Source organism: uncultured Maribacter sp., assembly GCF_963975365.1.
Taxonomy (GTDB): domain Bacteria; phylum Bacteroidota; class Bacteroidia; order Flavobacteriales; family Flavobacteriaceae; genus Maribacter.
This window is the reverse complement of record NZ_CAXBGF010000031.1, coordinates 1-19732: the sequence shown is the minus strand read 5'-3', so window position 1 is coordinate 19732 and position 19732 is coordinate 1. Positions and strand designations below refer to the sequence as shown.

The following is a 19732-nucleotide window of genomic DNA, read 5'->3' as shown; positions in this document are numbered from 1 at the left end:
ATATCCATTCTATGTCTTTCCAATTTCTCAATGTTGCTCTTAAATGTGTGGTAACGGTACTGGTATATGATTTTGTAAGCCACGTACCGAACCATTGGATTAAAACACAAGCTTTAATTGGCTTATAAATTATATACCGTGTTAACTACTGGCACGGGATTTTAGAACAAAACTTAATTAAAACTAAAATATTATGGCAAAAAAAACATTTACCTATTCGGATTTAATAGATGGATTGGGGAAAATAGTTGATGATGGTGAAATGCTCTTACGAGTTGAAAATGACATCATTTATATAGATAGAAACGAATTTTATCTACAACAAATAAACAAAATTCAAAGACTACTTCAATTATATAGCGAATGTGATTGGTACATAACACCATCTAACACTTTAAAAGATGGTGTTATGTACAAAATTTACATTTTAACCTATAAGTAGTGCTTGTAGTTAACAATTGTATATAGTAACAAGTTACTATATTTCTATTTTAGAAATACTAATCTAATGGATTTTTAATTTTCTTAAAAGTATTGGTCGCCACATGGGTGTATATTTCGGTCGTCTTGCTGGAGCCATGACCTAAAAGCACTTGAATCTGTCTAAGATCTGTACCTGATTCCAAAAGATGTGTTGCAAAACTGTGCCGTAATACATGTGGGGTAACGGTATCTCTTATACCTGCTTTTGCTGCTGATTTTTTAACGATGTTCAATACACTTTCTGCGGTATATTTTGATGCCTTTCTTCCCTCGAATAAGTAATCTTGCGGCTTCCACTCTCTGTAATAAAGACGAAGATCATCCAAAGCGGATTTTGACAATAAGGTGTACCTGTCCTTATTGCCCTTGCCGTCCTTTACCCTTACAAGCATTCGCTTACTGTCAACATCCGAAATTTTCAGGTTCAAAAGCTCACTCGGTCTTAGACCTGAACTGTACAAAAGCTTTACAATGCACCTATGCTTGATATTATTGGTGTTCTCGATAATTGAAATGATCTCCTCCTTTGATATTACCTTGGGTAGCTTGGACTCCTTTCTTGGACGTTCTATTTCATAAAATCGGTTCGGCATGCCCAATACTACCTCATAATAGAATTTAATGGAATTAATTGCCTGGTTTAGATAAGAATTGGATACGTTACGATGAATAAGCTTTTGAAGAAACGCTCTAATATCACTTTCGTTAATGGCGTTCAGTTCCTTATGTTTATAATGATTTATAAACATTTCAAAGAACGAAACATAGGTGCGCACGGTGTTATTGGCATATTTTTTTAGTTCAAGTTTTAGAAGGTACTCTTCGGGACAACATCTAAATTGGGGTATGGGTTTTCTCTTGCGGTACCATTCCACATCTATTGACTCATTGGTCGTCTTTAATGGTTTGTTGGTCAAGAATCGGTTATAGTTTATCCAAACTTCACCTTTAAATGTGTTAAAGATAATACCAAGGTTAGCTTTAGTATTCTCAATATAGGCCATATTGTACCGTTTACTCCATCTGGGGTCAGGTAGCCCTTTGATTAAATTTTGTATCAACCTATCCGGAGAAAATTTGATGCCTATCATCTGTTGACCCTTGATCATAAGATGATATAAGGTTATGGATTTTATATGCGGTGTATAAGAGGAAGCCATACTATTGAATTAATGGATAAAAGGGCAATTTATAGGACCCTTTATTTGAACTTTCATGCCTCAGTTCTTTATTACCTACTGGCTATTTCCATTATTTCACCATCTTCCGGAATTAAAACTTTATTTATCAATTGTTTATCTGTCAATATCTTTTTTAATTCCTTTCGAGTTAATGGACAATGATTTATAGATTCCATATGATTAGCAATGACTTTACCTGGTGTGTTTTTAACAAACTTTAGAATATCGTCAATATTCATAATAAGTTGTTTAAATATATCGAATTGAGCAGTTCCGCAAGCCAAAACACTGATATCAGGTTTGTAACTCTTAAGAACCCTATCGACCGAATCTGTGTAAATAGTATCAGAACTAAGATAAATAGATTTTTGTTCGGGTAATTTTATATAAAACCCAATTACGTTTCCCATTGGTCTGGACACAAATCCATAACCGTGTTTTGCTGGAATACCTTCAATAGTTCCTCCTAAAAATTCTTGTTGTTCCCAATATTTAAGTGTTTGAATAACATTTAAACCTCTTTTTGAGAAATTTTTTTCATCTTTAAAACTACAGGTTACAGGGATTTTATTTTTTATTAAAAATTGAACTCCTGTGCTATCAATATGGTCCGGATGTTGATGTGTAATTAGGCAATGTGTAACTTTATCTAATATCAGTTCTACATTTTTAGGCAAGGGAACTGTTGGATTTTTTCTTGCTTTGTGTCTGAATAATGTGAAAGAAGGCATAACACCTATATCTCCTAACATTGGGTCAACTAAAATTACATCTTTTTCTGTTTCCAGAATCATAGTTGCATTTCTTATATGATGAATCTTTAGCATTTTGTTTGATTTTAATGTTTATACAAAAGTCCAATTATGATTAACCATTTTCATTGATTCAAATCAAGAAGTACGTTTTCTAATACGACTTAATGTTTCGGGAGTTATATTTAAATAAGAAGCAATATGGTATTGTGGAATAGACTGAAGCCATTCAAGTTTATAAATGAATAGTTCGTTATATAATTCCTCTGGAGTTTTGGTAATTCGATTAAACTCCAGCATTTCTTTTTGTTTCAATAATTTTTGAAACGATAATTCTACAAAAGATTTTCCGCACTGATATTTTTCCAGTAAATCAAAAAAAGGTTTTCTTTCGATACTCAAAACTTCCACTGAAGAAAGACATTCTTGATTTTTATTAGTTTTAGAGTTTTGACTAAAGGTTAATAAATCAGAAATAAACTGTGGTTTTACGTAAAAATTAATATTAATTTCTTTTTCTTGATTCGAATAGTATTCTCTCACTATACCTTTATTTAAAAATCGAAGCTGTTTTTCTTTAGTTTGGGCCTCAATCAATAAACTTCCTTTCTTGTGCTTTCTAACTCTAAATAATGAGAATAGTTCCTCTAATCCATCTCGATCTAATGAATATTCAGATTTAAAAAACTTAGATATTTCAGAGAAATTTGTCATTTTTGAGCTGTCACATCCTAAAATACGGCTAAATGTTAAAATAAGTTTTAAGCGGCATATCGATGCACGTGATTGGCTGATTTATAATCTAAAGATAAATGCAATCTTTTGGTTTTGTATTAACTGATTGCATTTTTGGCTGTTTTTTAGCATGGACCACTCTGGTAAATGTTTGGCCAAGATAGAATTCATTCTTTATTTGACCTTACGAATTACGACAAGGTGCCCAGTCATACTCCTAATTCGAACTATACAAACTTTTAAATTTATAATTACTATACTTCAATAATTCCGATAACCTGTTTAAAATTGACTATGAGCAAAGTTCCAATATCAAAAACTGAAGGGATACTGCAAAATATTGATCTTTTATAAAAAGTTAGAAACATTGCATTCACTGATTACGATAAAACACGTAGAGAATATGACCGAGTTTGTTGATACTGTTAAATTCTTATTTGAGATTTCGTTTATAACAAATTAAAATTTATCTTATTTAGGCAAAGAAAAACGTAGTATTGACACGTTTCACCAAATTAACACAGAAGTTTAATTAGGTAGTCTTTACCATTAATATGTTATCCTCTGGTATAAATTTACTATAAATATAATTTAAAACTAAATAGTTTGAGAGTTAAAATTTTGATTATAGATGATGATCTAGTTTCGCAGTTTGCTACAAGGTATGCGGTTGAACAGGCAATATCCAATACAGAGATAATGGTTTCCGATAATTCAATAGGAGCTCTGGCATTACTGTCCGATATGGTAACATCTGGAAAAGGTTTCCCCGATATCATTTTTGTCGACCTAATCATGCCAAAGATGAGCGGCTGGGAGTTTATAGATATTACTCAAAAAACGTTTGCTAATATGGGACAGACAAGAATTTACATTTTGTCTGCTTTTAACAACTCCCTTGATAGAAAAAGGGCAATGGACCACGTGGCAATTGAAGGATATTTTAATAAGCCAATAACAAAGACGAACATAGATTCGATATTTACTTGAGGCTACAACAAATTTTCATTGGTTTTTTGTTTATACCATTTCCATACGATAAACTCTGTTTCTTTTACAATAACTCTCATCAAGGTTACCGGAATTTGTGTGTTTAACGGAAACATTTTGGATATAATCCCATCCAAAGGTTAAATAATCCGTTACCGTTCAAAATTCGAAAATTCATTGGGCTATTCTTTAAACTTCTTGGTAAATTGAATTACCGTGGCTTTAATATCAAATTTTTAACTCTTTGATATTATTTACAGGTTCTATTAAAACAAATCTAGTTTTTTGATAAAAGATTCCTCCTAAGTAAAAAAAAACCTTTGTAAAGTCGCTAACCATTATTTAAAATGAACTCACCCCACTTAAAATAAAATAGCACATATTTTTTTCTTTATTTCTTATAAAATTTCCCTAATATTGTTCAAACATAGCCCCCCGTAAATCTTTTTTATCGACTATATTATCAAGAGGACCATTTGGGTCCTTTTGATTTTATTTTTGTTGAACTATTCTGCTCTGCCCAAAGCTCTTGGTAATTGTCAGGGAACAACCTACAGTAGTTCAACAGTTACCTTAATAATCGATACCTTTCCATGTATTATTTTTATTTGTCCCTGAATCTGTTCATGGGTTTCGAAAATAGCATTGGATATTTGAGTTTTTTTTATGTGTTGGAATTGTTAGAAAAATGATATCAAGATTTTATTTATGATAATGAGTAAAGTGTAAAGATCGAATTATACTTCGAATCATTAAGATCGTCGTCCCCCTGGTAAGAATCGCTTCTTTTTTTACTTAGACCGTTTAAAAGGAAATTGAAGATAACAGTAGTTAACAATATTAAACCATAAATAAGCCGGACGAATCAACTCTTTTTAAACTTTAAAATTAACGTGCTCTTTGATCTTAGCCCCGTTCGATCATAATGAACCTTAATAATTACTTTACAACAAAAAAATCACTAACTTGACTATATGGCATGGAATAAATAAAATGCCATTTAATCCGTTAGCCTTTAAAAACTTCCTTCAAATTTTCAGGCAATCGTCGGATTGGTCGACTTGTGGTAAAAGCAAAGCTCCCCGCGATAATTCGATTTATCTCCACAATATTTAATGGGCCTTATTGTTTTTCGTTGTATCCTTTCCTTTAATCGGCAACGAAATAATGAACTTACTTCCGCTTCCCAGTTTGCTACTGACTTCGATTCCACCGCAATGAAGATCGATGAAATCCTTACAGAGCCTAAGGCCCAGTCCCGATCCGGGTTCCCCGTTTGTACCGTATCGCGATACGGCATTGGTGTCAATAAATAGATTGGCGCACATTTCATCGTCCATACCGATTCCATTGTCCTTGATACTGATTCGGCAAGAACCATCCGCTATCCATATCCTAATTGTTATGAGCCCCCCAGAATATGTGAATTTTATACTGTTGGAGAGTAGGTTATAAAGTATAACCTTAAGCATCGATTCATCCGCCATTAATCTGGCACTATTGGTTTGGTCAACCTGGATAACGATTTTCTTTAAAAGTGCGGTCGCCGATACTATTTCCACACTTTCATATATTAAAGGAATGATCTCGATTTCTTTAGGGGAAAAGATTATTTTTCCACCTTGAAGTCTGGCCCAATTCAAAAGATTGTCAAGCAGATGCTTCATCGAATATGCGGACCTTGACAACAGTTCGATAGGTCTGGACATTTTAGAATAACCGTTATTTTCAATACTTTCTCCAAGTGTATCGACAATACATACGATATTATTGGCTGGACCCCTCAGATCATGGGCGATGATTGAAAAAAGTCTATCCCTATTTTCCAAAATTTTCTTAAAGTCAGACAAGGTTCGTTCGGCTAGCGCCAATTCTTCCCTTAACGCCAGATTTTCAATTAGAACGGATTTCATCTGACCAGTTTGAACGCAACTGGCAAAACCTGAACCCACACCTCGCTTTAAATCCCCTAATTCATGATTGATATTTTCAGTAATATCTTCGGTCAATCTATCCTTCGTTAACAGTAGAGCGAAAAGGTCATTGATCAATGATTGGTTATCCTCTATTCGATCTGTTATCTTTCTGTCGTTGTTTTTATCCATAGAATTCATGATTGTTGTTATTTTTTAAAACTGAAACCAGGTTTTTGGCCAAACGATGTAAACTCATACTTAATCTAGACTTTAAGTTTGATAAATAATAACGAGTGTAACAACCATAGAACATTTGTTGCATAAAGTTACAATTTAATTGTAAATCTCTGACATCATGACAATTGATCCTTTTTTTATAGACCAATATGTCATAAATCCTTCTATTACTTCTTTTTATAGTAAGAGAATATATCTATATTCAAAAGTCAGTAGATCAAAAATTACAGTATTCATGGATTGCGGGCACTTTTTAATAAAGTTTCCAAACAACTTTACCGTTATCTTAGCGGATTATATCCAATACGTAAAATTTGCTTCGCCAATATGTTCAAATAACAACAAAAAATTTGTAATAAATTTTTAATAGAAAGTATGGTTCTCAATATGTTGACGGCTCAGACAGGAGTTCGATAGTACTGATAAGATTCAAACTAGTAGAGGCGCTGACCAAAGCGGAACTATCTCGAATTTCTTCATTGTTGGAGTTATGTTATGGAAAACCTTTAAGAAAATTTAGGGGTGAAGATAGAAATGCGTTCATTTGGGAATAGCCTCAAGAAACGGGATAACTACTCTTCGGAAATTTGGTACATAGTATGTTTCCAACTTAAGCACAGGGCAAGCCAACCACATTTTCAAATCATATGGTAACCTGAGCGAAATTGCCCGTCATTCGGTGTACGAGTTTAGCCCATTTTTCTTTGTTGTTTGATATTTTGCATAGGACCGAGCGGATACCGAAAATCAAGCAAACCGGATTATGGGGAGAAATAATGTTATGCGGATTTCGTCTGTAACATGAATTTTCAATTGTAATAACCAAGTGAAAGCTTCCTTCCATGATTTGCTTAAAAAGCTTCGATTGTGGTCTTAAAAACTTTATCATACTCTACATATTATACCTGACAAAAATCCAGACTGGTGTGTAATGGCGAAATTATATAAAATAGATACAATCATTTCAATAAGGTAAATGTGGATAATTCGAAGGTACAGGACTTTTTTTTAATTAATTAGGTTAACATTATGAAAAATTCGACCCACTAAAAAGAAATTATTTGTAATTATTAAATTTAAATTTAACTTTAACTAAAATTTTGCTGTTCACTGTTCGTCTACGTTCTATGAATGGAAGATCTGATTGGGAATTAGTTCTTTAGATAGGCTAATCCAGTCTCGGCTTCGATTGTTTTAAATACGAATTTATCCAATGCGATTATTTATAATTAAGAATGGGCCGTGAAACATTTTCACGATACAAAATTGAAATTTAGGAATACTAACATATTTAAACAATTTATAGTATGGTTTCAGCAAAACTAATTATTGCCTTGACGGATGACGACCAAGACGATTGTGAGTTTTTTATAGATGCACTCGGTAGCCTGGATACCTCCTTACAAGTCCTACAATTTGAAAATGGTGCAGATTTAATTGAACATCTGGATAGCTGCGAGAAGGAATCACCGGATCTTATTTTCCTGGATTTGAACATGCCGGTTATGAACGGTAAAGAATGCTTACGAAAACTTAGGTTATCCTATACGGCTAATAAGCTTCCTGTAATTATCCTTTCCACCTCTGATAGCGAGCGCGATGTTATTGATACTTATAACTTAGGTGCTAATCTCTATTTAAAAAAACCAAATGATATGAAGACTCTTAGACAAAGTCTATCAGAAATTTTGTGTAAGCCTTGGAGAAGCGATATTACCAAAACCGATAGGAATGAATTTATATTTAAGCCGGATCGTAGAAAAATCTCTCGTTCTTAGTGACGACTCTTTTGGAATTTAAAAATTGACGTTCAACTACTAACAGGCTATAATAAAGCCCTTTTAAGAGGCTTATATCGATCGTATTTGTTGCTGATCAATGGCTTGTGCAACGCTTACCAGTGTTGTACATAGTTTTTTATATTTCCCCTTTTATCTCTTCAAATAATTCAGGTTCCTTTTTGGCTTCCTCAAGCAAAATAAACTCAGCTTCTTCAATAACATTTTTTTCAGCAGTTGAATAATTTCCAGATTTGTAAATCGGTTTAGGGTCATATTCAATAAAGAGCTGAATAGCCTTGGTCTTGGCTTCGCCAACAATTTTATTACATAAATACAAAGCCATATCAATACCCGTTGAAACTCCTGCGGCTGTAATATACTTGTCTTGTTCTACAAATCTTTCCGCTTTTGGAACAGCCCCAAACTTTTTCAATAATTCCATAGGTTTCCAATGTGAAGTAGCTTCTAATCCGTTCAATAGTCCAGTTGAAGCAAGAATTATTGAGCCTGAACATACAGAAGTTGTCCAAAGTGTAGTTTGGTTAATTTTTTTTATCCACTCCATCACTTTTACATTGTTGATTTCTCTTAAAAAGGTTATGGCTGAACCTGGAATAACTAAAATATCTGCCTCATTAATCTCGTCTATTCCAAATTTTGCATTGAGATGAACAAATTTAGAATCAGCTGTAATTTCACCTTTTTTTTCAGCAACAAATAGTACCTCGGCATTTGAAATATTCCTTAAAACTTCATAAGGTCCAATTGCATCTAGCATCGTTAAACCATCCTTTATTTGAACTTTGATAACGTTAAATATATGGCAAGTTGGGGAGAAAATAAGCGATTACTTTTGGTTTAGCCACAAGGCAAATCTTTTTATTTTGTTTTAATTTTTCTCATTTAATACCAAATCAAAAAATTTGGCGACTTTTTAAATAGACACCGACCTTTCTGCTAAACACTAATCGCCCAATTTGCTATATATAGTGTGTGTGCCCAGCATGGGCATCTTTTTAACTACAGAAAAGTAGTTGATTAATCTAGAGGGTGCAAGTCCCTTATGGACAGGGGTAACGCCTTTAACCATTAGTAAGTTGCAAGGTTGCTAGTTGCGAAGCTAGGACTGAAGGAAGCGAGCCTACAAACTCTGGTACTGACGAATAGGAACCTGATATGAGGCTATAAGGTCGGGTAAGCAGGCACATAACTGTGACGCCCCAAACTCCAAGCAATTGGAAGCAGACCAAAGTAGTAGATTGGGCAGCGATCAGAGGAAAGAAGATGCCCTTACCTGGGGAGGTCTCCCAAGCTACGAGTAGCTATATGGAGAAGTCAGCAGAGGTCATAGTAGTTCAGTTGTGATACTGAATGAAGGACCGAACGTTAATGGTCTTTAATGAACTAAGGAGTTTAGCTGTGTTACAGATAGTTTTCCAGCAGTTAAATAGCCTTAAATCAAGCGAGACACCTAAACAATTTTATAGTACCGATGATTAAGGAATTAATCAACAAAGAAAACCTAAACCGCGCCTATTTAAAGGTCTACCGAAACCGTGGAGCAAGCGGTGTAGATGGCATGGAAGTCCATGAACTGTCTCGCCACTTTGCGCACTATGGCGAACAGTACGCCTTGCAAATAGCAAGTGGCACGTATTATCCCTCAGCGATAAAGGGCATAGAGATACCGAAATCAAACGGAAAGACGCGCCTTTTAGGCGTACCTACCGTAGTAGACAGGGTATTTCAACAAGCACTACATCAAGTGTTAGAACCTTTGTTCGAGAAAGATTTTCATGCTTATAGTTTTGGTTTTCGTCCTCAGCGTAACACGCATCAAGCGTTAGCGAAGAGCCTATCAGAAATCAACTCGGGCAGAAAGTATATTGTGGACATCGACTTAAAGAGCTTCTTTGACGAGGTAAGACATGATGTGCTTCTCAACTTGATACATGACAAAGTAAGGTGTCCACTAACGCTAAAGTTGCTACGCAAATTCTTACGTGCACCTATTGAAATCAATGGCAGCTTGCACAAACGCAGTAAAGGGGTACCGCAAGGTTCGCCCTTAAGCCCACTTCTGTCGAATATCTTGCTCAATGAGCTAGATAAAGAGTTAGAAAAGCGTGGTCACGAGTTTGTACGCTATGCCGATGATTTCAGTATTTACCTGCGCAGTAAGCCAGCCGCCAAAAGGGTAGGGAATAGCATTTTCAAGTTTTTGCGAGACAAGCTGGACTTACCCATCAACCGAGAAAAGAGCGGATTACGCACCCCTTACAACTTCAATTTATTAGGCTACGGATTTGTTCCTACCTATAAGAAAGGAGAACGGGGCAGGTATCAATTTGTGGTAGAAAAGTCGAAATGGCAAGTGCTGAAACAAAAGTTAAAGTACCTGACCAAGAAGACGGTTCCTGCCAGTTTTGATGAGCGTATACAGCGCATAAATAGGTTGATACGTGGTTGGACAAACTACTTTAAACTAGCGAACATTCAAGCAAAGCTAAAGCAGCTGGATGAATGGTTGCGAAACCGATTACGGTACTGTATTTGGCATTACTGGAAGAAACCCGAGCGCAAGCGTAAAAACCTTATCCGTTTAGGTATTGAACAAGGACAAGCCTATGCATGGAGCAGAACCAATATGGGAGGATGGGCAGTAGCCCAGAGTCCTATTCTGGGTACCACCATAACCGTATCACGCTTAAAGCAGCGAGGATATCTAAGTCTATTGGATTACTATAAGAAAGTAAAGCATCATTAACGAACCGCCCAGTACGAGACCCGTACGCTGGGTGGTGTGAGAGGCGCAGTCCGTTCCTAACTAGGGGCGGACCCGTCTACTCGATTACCTGCTGGCTTTATTTTTTCGTCCGTCTTTCAGCGTTGGCAAAGACATACTCTTTTGCAATTTTTGGCTTTAGCGTTGGCTGGTGCGAATTGCAAATGTGTATGGCTTTTAGCGTTGGCATTTAGTTATTCAGTTTTCAAAAGTCCGTTATCTTCAAGTTCTTTGTATGTGCCTTTTAATTCTGCGTTAAGTTGCGTTATATATTCTTTGCAAATATGAAAATACAAGTCTTCCTTTGCGTCAGACAAATTAAATTCAAATTCACCGCTTTTTAGTTGCTCTAATAGCTTATTGAAAACAGTTTTTACATCATTGGGTTTGTCTTCTGTCAGCACAATGTCAAATACAGTTTCACCAAGTACAAGTTTTAATGTTGCACTACTATCTTTTCTCTCAATTGTTGCGTTATGTGTTTCCATATATTTTCCCTCTTTCTCCAAAAGCAGATTTTCCGCCTTCTAATGTTTTCATACTAATAGATTTCCAATCCAAATTATCTTTTTTGTCGGAACTACAAACTAAATTGTTAGAAAATGGATTTCCTGAATACGTGTAATAACCGTTAATGTCGTGTTGGCGGTAAATAGAATTATATGGCAAGGTCCTAACTGCAATATTTGCATCGTGTGTTGCTATAATTACTCTTTTACCGCTTTTAGCTTTTTCTTTAATCAAAGGAACAATTATGTCACTTATGTAATCGTTTCCTAAACTTTTTTCTGGTTCGTCAATGAGATAAATTTCTTTGTCTTTCATCAATTCATTGTGCAAAAGAACCATTGATGATTCACCGTTTGAAGGTGTGTAAAATTCATCATCTAATGTGAAATGTTTATGAAAAAGCAATAAATCATTAATGGATGTAACAGATTCTGAACTTTCAATTTTTTTGAGTTCATCAATTTTTTCAAACAATGTATTTGCGTAAATATGCTTTGAAATAAGTTCGATTTTATCTGATACTGATTTTTGTGGGATTTTTGTTGTTCTATTAATGTGTTTATATTTAGCATCAGAAATTTTTCCGTTTTGTATTATTAAAATAGTTTTACAGTACAATTTCCCTTTGTCCCCTAAATCACCAACTTCTTCAACAATCGGCTCTATTGTTTTTGAAATGTTTTCAAGAATTTTCTTGACATCTTTTTCAATAGCAATTCGATTACTTGCGTATTCAGCGAAGCCTGTTTTTGTTGGTTTTTCTGGCTGTCCGGTTTTCTTGGAAATTTCTGAAACAAACAGTTTTACTAATTTATTAAAGAAACTAATACTTTTATAGTCTATAAATCGCTCACTTGATTCAGAGTTTATCTTTTCAATAATTCTATCTACAGCGTTCTCTAAATCATCCAAAAGGTCATTACCTATAATTTCTTTTAGCTTTGTATCTGCGGTATAATAGTTCTTAAACTCCTGAAATTTTTTCAAATTATTTTTGACATCCTCAAAACTTCTTTTAGGTGAATTTTCATCAAGAGTAGTGAATTTATCAATTTTTATATTCTTTGAGATTTTGTTCGTTGCATCTACGGAGTAATAATCTTTATATTTTGATAAACTCGTTATTTCTTTTTCGGTGGCATTTCTCAAGGAAACTAATTCTGCGGAGCAATCGTCAATTCCCAATTGCTCAATGTCAATTGTTAGTTGTGTGCCTTTTAGGTCAAAAACATCATCAATTTTTTTTGAATTTGACTCATATACTTCAGTTTTGAAACCTTTACCATTATAATATTTGGAGAGGGCTTTTAAAATATCTGTTTTTCCTGTTCCTTTAGAGCCAAACAGAATATTTATGTCATTGTAAATATCAATGTCCATAAGTTCAGCCACATTATTAAATGGGTTTAACTGGATAGTTTCTTTCGTCTTTTTATCAAGAATGGTTTTGATAGTTGTATCGTCTTTATCCAACAACAAACAAAATTGCTCAAAACTTTCTACGGGTAATCTTAATTCAGGTAAACTTGTTGAATCTTTTACGTAATCGTTCCAATTCTGAACATCTGAACCGTGTATAGAGTTGTGTCCGTGATTGATGTAGATTCCTGCTGAAATAGAATTTGAAGCCTCTTTTAAAACTCTTTTAGAATTGGAAACCAAACTTTCAAGTTTAGATAAATCTTTGTCTGTAAGGCTTGGTTTTTTTGAGTGATAGTGAGCAATAAAGATTGCATCAAGTCCATCAAAATTACTAACGACATCCTCAAGGCTAATCGTAAAAGTATCGGCAGAAGTAATGCCAATAACTTCATTTACCTTTTCACTAAATGCTTGTGCGTTTTTCGGATTTACTATCGTAATCAAATGAGCTCTTCGACCCTCTTCAAGTATATCAAATTCTACACCTGCCCATATTTGACAAATCCCGTCAACGCTGGTTTTAAATTCTGTGTATTGTTTGAGGTCAAAGTGATTATGATTTGTTATTGCTAAAATTTTTACGTCAGTTTCTCTAATAATTTCCGTGAACTTTTCAACGTCAATATTACGATTTTCAGAATCGCCCTGCTTTACTTTTTTTGTATGTGTATGTATATCAATCTTCATTCTGACGTTGGTTATAAAAACTCTACATTATTTAGTTCCTTTTAAGCTACATTACAAATTCTTGTTAATTCTCTTTGTATGTTTTAGTTGGCTTTAGCCAAATAACTCATTAAATGGTTTCCAATTTTCGGTTAATTTCCCTGGCGTATAATCGTAGTCAAATTTCACTCCGTATTCCGCTTTCGGTTCTTCAACTCCGTTTACTGTCGGTTCTAATAAATACTTTTCGTTATTGAAATAATACCATTGGTTATTTTCCAACACTACAAGTCCGCCAATATATTTACCACCGTTTTCATTTAATTCTTTCAGTTTGTTGGCGAGTCCTTCAGCTCGTCCTTCTGGATTTTGAGCTGTTTGTCCGCTTTTCGTGTCAAATATTCCAATTCGCCCATCTTTGAATTTTAAAATCCAATCAGGATAAAAAAGTGCTTCTTCTTTTTTTGCTGTGTTGTAATATTTTAAGCAATAGAATTCTTTACCTGAATCTCCATTTTTAAACCACCAATCCAACTTATCTTTTTTCTGTTCGAGGTAATTCAAGAATTTCAATTCGTTATCTCTTCCTTTATATTCCTTTTTTAAGTAGAAAGGTTGAATTGCACTTAATTCTGAAGTTCCTTCTTGAGCGGTTAATTCTGCATAATCTTCTGTAAAAGTGTATTCTTCTTTAATTTCAAAAAGTGGTGCTTCTCGTTTTTCTATGTCTTTTTTACGCTTTTCAAGATATTCCTTTTTAACAGGATAATATTCTTTCAAAGTTTTGGTCAACGCTTGTCTGAAAATACTTGATTGCTCTTCGTTTAAATCATTAATTAAAATGCGATAGTACAAATTACTGTCTTGGTCAAAAATACTCTTGAACCAAACTCTAAATGCTGATTTCAAAGGCGACCAAGAACGAGAAACGTTTGAAACCTTCGCTTCTGCTTCTGTTTGTTCAGATAATAGTTGAAAGCAATACCAATTAAATATCTTCTCGACATCATTTCTTGATATTTCGTAATCTTCTTCGTGTCCTTTCTTTGCAAAGTCCAAATTGATTTTGTCGTAGTCCGTAAATTCCGCATCAACAATTAACTTATTTGTCAAAGTCGGATTTATGTCAATTCCCTTTGCTTCAATTTTTTCACGCATTATGGCTGGATGGTCTTGCTCGTCAAAGCCAAAGTAATTATCAAATGATTTTAAAAAGCCATTTTGAAATTTTACTGCGTGACCTAAATCGCCATAATCCACACGAGAAACAAAGTCAGAAAACAATCCTTCTATATTTTCTAAATCTTCTTTTCGTTTTGAAGTGTAGATAAACGGTTTGTTTTTAGCTCCTTGGTCTGGAATTTCTACATCATTTCGTTTGTAGTTAGTGTATAAATATCCTGTTCTTAAATTCGGATTGTTTTTGAAATCATCTTTACGATTAGGTTCTGCCATTCGTAATATCCTACCAATAGTTTGAACATAAAAAGAAGCCGAATTAATCTCTCTGAACATTACTAAAATATGTGCTCTTGGACAGTCCCAACCTGTTCCTGCTGCTTGTTTGAAAAGCATAAAATCTACATCACTTTCATTGTGGGTAATGAAGTCCATATTTTTTTGCTTTCCGTCAAACCATAGAGCAACTTTTCTATCAATGTCTATTTTCTTTTTTCGTAAATAGTCCGTGACAATTTCCTCTTTGGTTTTTTGTCCTGCGTCTTTCAAACGACTATCGTCATTCGGTAATTGGATTAAAACCAAAGGATTTATGTCTTTGCCTAAAGTTTTATATTCTGCTTTGAGTTCTTGTTGGCGTTCAATTGCTAAATCTAAAAGTAACTCGTCTAAATCTTTATTCTTGTATTTAGCTAAATCTTCCTCTGTTTGAACTGCAATTTTTTCTTTGATTAATCCTTCTTCTACAACATCCTCACGTTTTACGCCAACATAACCTGCTGTTCCTTCTTCTATTTCATCAATGCTTGGAATGTTTTTCGGTGTTGCCGAAACATTAAGAATTACTTTTGGATTAATAACGTCTATAACCTCTTGTGCTAAATCCGTATCTCGATTTTTGTGGCTTTCGTCAATGATTAATACAAATTCTCTATTTTCCTTGTGTGTGTTTTCGATTAAGTCCTCAAAGTAATAACCTTGTTCTTTTAAAAATTCTTCTTCATCTGGTCGTCTTAACAAACGACTTTCTTTTTTTGAAGCAACCAATTTTTGCCAATTGATAAAAAGAATATCGTTTTTATACAGTTTCCCTTGCTTAAAATCATTTACAGTTAATAAACCGTTTTCAAGATTAGTATCAAAATATTCTTGAAACTTGTCTTTGCTTTGCATTGCCAAGTCTTCTGAAAATGTAATCCAAATAAAAGCTTTATCATAATCCCAAGTTGGCATATTGTTCAAACTATGCACAAAGTTGGCAACCATAAAAGTCTTACCACTTCCTGTGGGCGATTTAAACGCCAAAAGTCTTTGCGATTCTGTATTTCCCCACAATTTTGTGAATGTGGAAACTAATTTATCTATGGCTTTCGTTTGAAAGTTTAATGGACTATATCTGCTCATACGGTTACTATATTGTATATCCTTTTGTAAATTTCTAAAATGGGTTGCGGAATGGTTTTGATGGTTATATGTTCCAAATGGTCAAACAAAGCCTCAAACTCACTTCTATTTCCCCAACTAAAAAGATACAATGCGATCGGTTTTTCTATATTTTCTACTTTCTCTAAAAAAGCTTCCATTTCTGTCATTTCTTCTTTAAAATAAATAGCAGTTACTTTTTTATCATTTTCAAACAATTGATAGCAACTGCTTAATTCTATTTCTTCTAATGTATTTTCTGCAATGGAAAGCAAATAGCCTGCTTTATGAGCCAATGAAGATTTATCTTCATCTGTTGCTGAAAGGATATTGTTTGAACCAACAAAATCAGTCTTGTAGTATTTTAAAGAGTTACCAAGACCTTGTATAACTTCTTCCTTTCTATTAGTATAACCTGAAATAACTTTTGAAACTCTCGGATAACATACATCATCAATGATTTTGCCGTCTCCATTATTGTTTTCATTGTTTGTTGCAATGATAAATTTAATTTGCTTTTTATCTTCTTCATTAAGTTCTATAACTGCTTGTGCAGTTGTTCCTGAACCCGCAAAAAAGTCAAGTACAGTAAAACTATCTTTAAAAAATGAAACAGATTTTATTAGCTTTTTTATTAAATTCACAGGTTTTGAATAACTAAAAGGTCTGTCTTTATCAAATATATCTTTTAGTAAACCATAAGCATCTTCATTTGTGGCTTTAAAATCCCTACCATCAAGAAATGAAGGCATTGCTTTAAATGAATTATTATTTGTTCTAATAACTCGTGGTTGGAAACTGGAAGTATTTATCAATACTTTAGTCTCATCCTTAATTTCTTCGTCTAAAAACTCTTGACTCCAAGTAAAAGGTGCTTCTAAAGAAAATCCTGTCGTGATAATATTGTCTTTTACGACAATATCGTTTTGCAATATTGTGGAAGTAGTTCCTTTACCATATTTCCCTGCTTTGTAAACTCCATCTTTTAATTTTGTCTGAACAAAATTTTCAGGAAACACAAGGGTTTTTACAGCATTTGTTCTTTTGACAATAGGTTGAGATTCTGTTTTGTCTGTTTCTCCACCAAATAGTTTTACTCCATCTTTTTTGCAATAGACCAAAACATACTCGGTTAGACTGACAAGTTTGTTTGAGAGAAAAGAACCTTTTCTTTTTTTAAACCAAACTATGTTTCCGATAAAGTTTCTTTCTCCAAATATTCTATCACAAAGAAGTTTTAATTGTGCTAATTCATTGTCATCAATTGATATAAAAATTAAGCCTGAATCAGATAGTAAATCTTTCGCTAATTCCAATCTTTTATTCATAAATGAAAGCCAATAACTATGTCGTAAAGGATGGTCTTTTGGAACTTCTGAACCATCAGGATATTTGTCTAAAACACGTTTGTCTTTATATGTAAACCCATCAGAACCTGTGTTGTAAGGTGGGTCAATATAAATAAGGTCAATTTTATTTTTGTGTGTGTAGTTTAGGCAAGTAAGTGAATGGTAGTTGTCGCCCTCAATTAAAATATGGGTCGGTTTTCCGTCCTTATTTTTTACGGCTTTTTCTTTTACCTCTGTCAAAATAGGTAGTTGGTTTTCACTTTCTTCCTCAAATGCTTCGGGAACGTCCAACCAAGTAATTCCGTATTTCTCTGTCTTAATTCGGTTGTTGGCAATTTCCAATTTCTTTTTTAATGCCTCTATTTCAGCATATAGTTCCTTTTCTGTTGCCATTAGTTGTTCTCTTTGTTAGATATTATCAATTCTTTCACATCAATGTCCAAAATGTTTGCAATCTCCATTAAGGTCTCCAATCGTGGTTGTTGTCGGTTTTGTGCATAAGCATTTACCATATTGTAACTCTTTCCAAGTTTTTCAGCCAACCAAGTTTGCTTAATCCCTTTCTGTTCCAACACTTCCTTAATTCTGTTCATTTCAGACGTTGTTTATTCAGTCGCTAAAATAGTCAGTTTATTTTAAATATCTCATAAAACTGTGTATAAAATGTAATTATTCTGTACGGGTGGCGGTGGGGAAGGGCAAGCTCTTTTATTTTTTAGTGCGGTGGCTTTGAGCGTTGGCAAAAAATAAATGTGCTTGACCGTGCGGTGGATTTTTTTTTCAGCTGTCACGTCCTAAAATACGGCTACAGATTAATATTAGTTTTAAGCGGCATATTGATGCACGTAATTAGGTGTTCTATAATCTAAAGATAAATGCAATCTTTTAGAGTTGTATAATTTGATTGCGTTTTTGGCTGCTTTTTTAGCATGGGCCACGCTGGTAAAGGTTTGGTCAAGATAGAATTCATCTTTTAGAATACCGTTTACCCTTTCGGCTAAAGCGTTTTCATAGCAATGGTTTTCTTCTGTCATACTGATTTTAATTTTCTTTCTTTTCAATATTTGAGTATACACATTACTGCAATATTGAATACCCCTGTCGGAGTGATGAATAAGCCGTTCAATGTTCTTGGCATTGTAAATGGCTTTATTAAGAGCCCTTACACAGCCTTTTAGTTCTAAACTATCACTTAGGTCATACCCAACTATTTTGCGTGAGTACATGTCGGTAATCAAGGCTAGGTAACAGAATCCTTTAATAGTTCTGATATAGGTTATATCCGAGGCCCAAACTTGATTAGGTCTATTGATTTCAAGGTCTTTTATGATATTGTCATATTTATAAAACCTGTGGTATGAATTGGTGGTTCTAGAAGAGTATTTTTTTCTTCTAATGAGTAACCTGTTCTCTCTTAAGATACGGAATAGCTGGTCCCTGCCCACTTTGAGGTCGTACTTATGGAACTCATCTTTTAATGATCGCATGAGTTTTCTGGTACCTTCCCTAGGCAGTGTTCTTCTACTTTTTCGAACAAGTTCGATTACATCTTGTTCTATCTGTTTTTTGATAACAAAACGTTTTTGGTATTTGTAATAGGCGTCTCTTTCCAGATCAAATGCATTACAGATAGTACCAATGGAGAACAGCCTTTCATTCCGATGAATAGGAGCTACTTTCATTAAGGCTTTATGTTTAAGTTTTTTTTTAATTCCTCAACATCTCTATAGCCCAGGTTCTCGGCAGCCACCTCGAGATAGCTATCGGTCACCAGTTTGTCCAGGTCCTTTTTAATAAGAAGGTCCTTAAGTTGTTTAAGCTCTTTTTGAAGGGCTTTGATACGGGAAAGTTCGTCGTCTGTTTGCACGGTTACACGGGTGTTCATTAAATCTTTACGATCATACTTTTTGATCCATACGTTTATAGTACTGGATTGTATACCGTAAGTTAATGCAATTTGTCTTTTGGAATGGTTTCCTTTGGTAAGTTCTGCCAAGACTTTGAGCTTAAAGCTCTCACTATAGCGTTTTACATATCCATCATTTTTATACATATACTTGAAGTGTTTTGTATACATATTTCAGGACGGGTCAAGCTTGCAGGTAACGGTTGAGCTAAGCGTAGTGCGGTAGTAAGGAAACCTTTCGTTTCCTTCTGCGCACGAAGCTAAAGCTTATTGTTTTGCTTTTTCTTTTTTGTTCCAAAGCTAAATCCATAAGATTTAGCGACTTTATAAATATGCACAGACCTTTCGGTTAAGCCCTAAAGCCCGCATTACGTTTAGCATCGATGAAAAAGCAGCAAGTCGAGTATCTTTAAAGTTC

16 protein-coding genes are annotated in these 19732 nt (G+C 34.2%); 4 read left to right on the top strand and 12 right to left on the bottom strand.

Translation table 11 applies throughout. The annotated features are described in order from the left end of the window. Positions 1-193 precede the first annotated feature (193 nt). Positions 194-442 (top strand): hypothetical protein, encoded by a 249-nt coding sequence (locus AACZ49_RS18555; protein WP_339657781.1) that lies wholly within the window; start codon positions 194-196, stop codon positions 440-442. 58 nt (positions 443-500) lie between these two features. On the opposite strand, the gene xerA is transcribed toward AACZ49_RS18555, so the two are convergent. The 3 genes from xerA to AACZ49_RS18540 all read right to left on the bottom strand — a co-directional run bounded on the left by xerA (position 501) and on the right by AACZ49_RS18540 (position 3130). Next, on the bottom strand, positions 501-1592 hold the full coding sequence (gene xerA / locus AACZ49_RS18550; protein WP_339655433.1) for a site-specific tyrosine recombinase/integron integrase: 1092 nt from the start codon (positions 1590-1592) through the stop codon (positions 501-503). Between the two features lie 122 nt (positions 1593-1714). Further along, positions 1715-2491 (bottom strand): MBL fold metallo-hydrolase, encoded by a 777-nt coding sequence (locus AACZ49_RS18545; protein WP_116772268.1) that lies wholly within the window; start codon positions 2489-2491, stop codon positions 1715-1717. Positions 2492-2554: 63 nt separating this feature from the next. Further along, positions 2555-3130 carry a Crp/Fnr family transcriptional regulator gene (locus AACZ49_RS18540; protein ID WP_286812365.1) on the bottom strand — a complete coding sequence of 192 codons (576 nt, stop codon included), beginning with the start codon at positions 3128-3130 and terminating at the stop codon, positions 2555-2557. Positions 3131-3757: 627 nt separating this feature from the next. Between AACZ49_RS18540 and AACZ49_RS18535 the strand changes: the two genes are divergently transcribed. Next, a complete protein-coding gene (locus AACZ49_RS18535) occupies positions 3758-4141 on the top strand; it encodes a response regulator (RefSeq protein ID WP_286812366.1) in 384 nt (127 codons plus the stop codon). A gap of 1112 nt (positions 4142-5253) precedes the next feature. On the opposite strand, the gene AACZ49_RS18530 is transcribed toward AACZ49_RS18535, so the two are convergent. Continuing rightward, positions 5254-6255 carry a HAMP domain-containing sensor histidine kinase gene (locus tag AACZ49_RS18530; protein WP_116772265.1) on the bottom strand — a complete coding sequence of 334 codons (1002 nt, stop codon included), beginning with the start codon at positions 6253-6255 and terminating at the stop codon, positions 5254-5256. 1346 nt (positions 6256-7601) lie between these two features. On the opposite strand from AACZ49_RS18530, the gene AACZ49_RS18525 reads away from it, so the two are divergent. After that, the gene (locus AACZ49_RS18525) at positions 7602-8072 is read left to right on the top strand and encodes a response regulator (protein ID WP_116772264.1); all 471 of its coding nucleotides are present in this window, start codon (positions 7602-7604) and stop codon (positions 8070-8072) included. A 139-nt stretch (positions 8073-8211) separates the two neighbouring features. On the opposite strand, the gene AACZ49_RS18520 is transcribed toward AACZ49_RS18525, so the two are convergent. Then, positions 8212-8871: a DJ-1/PfpI family protein gene (locus tag AACZ49_RS18520; RefSeq protein ID WP_339657783.1), complete on the bottom strand. Its 660-nt coding sequence runs from the start codon at positions 8869-8871 to the stop codon at positions 8212-8214. A gap of 696 nt (positions 8872-9567) precedes the next feature. Between AACZ49_RS18520 and ltrA the strand changes: the two genes are divergently transcribed. Beyond that, a complete protein-coding gene (gene ltrA, locus AACZ49_RS18515; RefSeq protein ID WP_339657774.1) occupies positions 9568-10842 on the top strand; it encodes a group II intron reverse transcriptase/maturase in 1275 nt (424 codons plus the stop codon). Positions 10843-11054: 212 nt separating this feature from the next. Here the strand turns inward: ltrA and AACZ49_RS18510 are convergent, their stop codons facing one another. The 7 genes from AACZ49_RS18510 to AACZ49_RS18480 all read right to left on the bottom strand — a co-directional run bounded on the left by AACZ49_RS18510 (position 11055) and on the right by AACZ49_RS18480 (position 19461). Beyond that, complete coding sequence (locus tag AACZ49_RS18510; protein ID WP_339657772.1) at positions 11055-11348, bottom strand: hypothetical protein; 294 nt, start codon at positions 11346-11348, stop codon at positions 11055-11057. Further along, positions 11335-13479, bottom strand: a complete 2145-nt coding sequence (locus tag AACZ49_RS18505) for a hypothetical protein (protein WP_339657770.1) — start codon at positions 13477-13479, stop codon at positions 11335-11337. Before AACZ49_RS18505 ends, AACZ49_RS18510 begins: the two co-directional genes overlap by 14 nt. 93 nt (positions 13480-13572) lie before the next feature. Next, positions 13573-16041, bottom strand: a complete 2469-nt coding sequence (locus AACZ49_RS18500; protein WP_339657768.1) for a DEAD/DEAH box helicase family protein — start codon at positions 16039-16041, stop codon at positions 13573-13575. After that, positions 16038-17801 carry a site-specific DNA-methyltransferase gene (locus AACZ49_RS18495; protein WP_339657766.1) on the bottom strand — a complete coding sequence of 588 codons (1764 nt, stop codon included), beginning with the start codon at positions 17799-17801 and terminating at the stop codon, positions 16038-16040. The genes AACZ49_RS18500 and AACZ49_RS18495 overlap by 4 nt, the downstream gene beginning before the upstream one ends. Next, positions 17801-18001 (bottom strand): helix-turn-helix transcriptional regulator, encoded by a 201-nt coding sequence (locus AACZ49_RS18490; protein ID WP_099547325.1) that lies wholly within the window; start codon positions 17999-18001, stop codon positions 17801-17803. The genes AACZ49_RS18495 and AACZ49_RS18490 overlap by 1 nt, the downstream gene beginning before the upstream one ends. Positions 18002-18232: 231 nt before the next feature. Then, complete coding sequence (locus AACZ49_RS18485; RefSeq protein WP_091627751.1) at positions 18233-19090, bottom strand: IS3 family transposase; 858 nt, start codon at positions 19088-19090, stop codon at positions 18233-18235. Further along, complete coding sequence (locus tag AACZ49_RS18480; protein ID WP_024479941.1) at positions 19090-19461, bottom strand: transposase; 372 nt, start codon at positions 19459-19461, stop codon at positions 19090-19092. The genes AACZ49_RS18485 and AACZ49_RS18480 overlap by 1 nt, the downstream gene beginning before the upstream one ends. Between the last annotated feature and the right edge of the window lie 271 nt (positions 19462-19732).

Coding starts and splice junctions, on each gene's coding strand:
- AACZ49_RS18555 (WP_339657781.1), top strand. CDS start 194: ATGGCAAAAAAAACATTTACCTATTCGGATTTAATAGATGGATTGGGG.
- xerA (WP_339655433.1), bottom strand. CDS start 1,592: ATGATCAAGGGTCAACAGATGATAGGCATCAAATTTTCTCCGGATAGG.
- AACZ49_RS18545 (WP_116772268.1), bottom strand. CDS start 2,491: ATGCTAAAGATTCATCATATAAGAAATGCAACTATGATTCTGGAAACA.
- AACZ49_RS18540 (WP_286812365.1), bottom strand. CDS start 3,130: ATGACAAATTTCTCTGAAATATCTAAGTTTTTTAAATCTGAATATTCA.
- AACZ49_RS18530 (WP_116772265.1), bottom strand. CDS start 6,255: ATGAATTCTATGGATAAAAACAACGACAGAAAGATAACAGATCGAATA.
- AACZ49_RS18525 (WP_116772264.1), top strand. CDS start 7,602: ATGGTTTCAGCAAAACTAATTATTGCCTTGACGGATGACGACCAAGAC.
- ltrA (WP_339657774.1), top strand. CDS start 9,568: ATGATTAAGGAATTAATCAACAAAGAAAACCTAAACCGCGCCTATTTA.
- AACZ49_RS18510 (WP_339657772.1), bottom strand. CDS start 11,348: ATGGAAACACATAACGCAACAATTGAGAGAAAAGATAGTAGTGCAACA.
- AACZ49_RS18505 (WP_339657770.1), bottom strand. CDS start 13,479: ATGAAGATTGATATACATACACATACAAAAAAAGTAAAGCAGGGCGAT.
- AACZ49_RS18500 (WP_339657768.1), bottom strand. CDS start 16,041: ATGAGCAGATATAGTCCATTAAACTTTCAAACGAAAGCCATAGATAAA.
- AACZ49_RS18495 (WP_339657766.1), bottom strand. CDS start 17,801: ATGGCAACAGAAAAGGAACTATATGCTGAAATAGAGGCATTAAAAAAG.
- AACZ49_RS18490 (WP_099547325.1), bottom strand. CDS start 18,001: ATGAACAGAATTAAGGAAGTGTTGGAACAGAAAGGGATTAAGCAAACT.
- AACZ49_RS18485 (WP_091627751.1), bottom strand. CDS start 19,090: ATGAAAGTAGCTCCTATTCATCGGAATGAAAGGCTGTTCTCCATTGGT.
- AACZ49_RS18480 (WP_024479941.1), bottom strand. CDS start 19,461: ATGTATAAAAATGATGGATATGTAAAACGCTATAGTGAGAGCTTTAAG.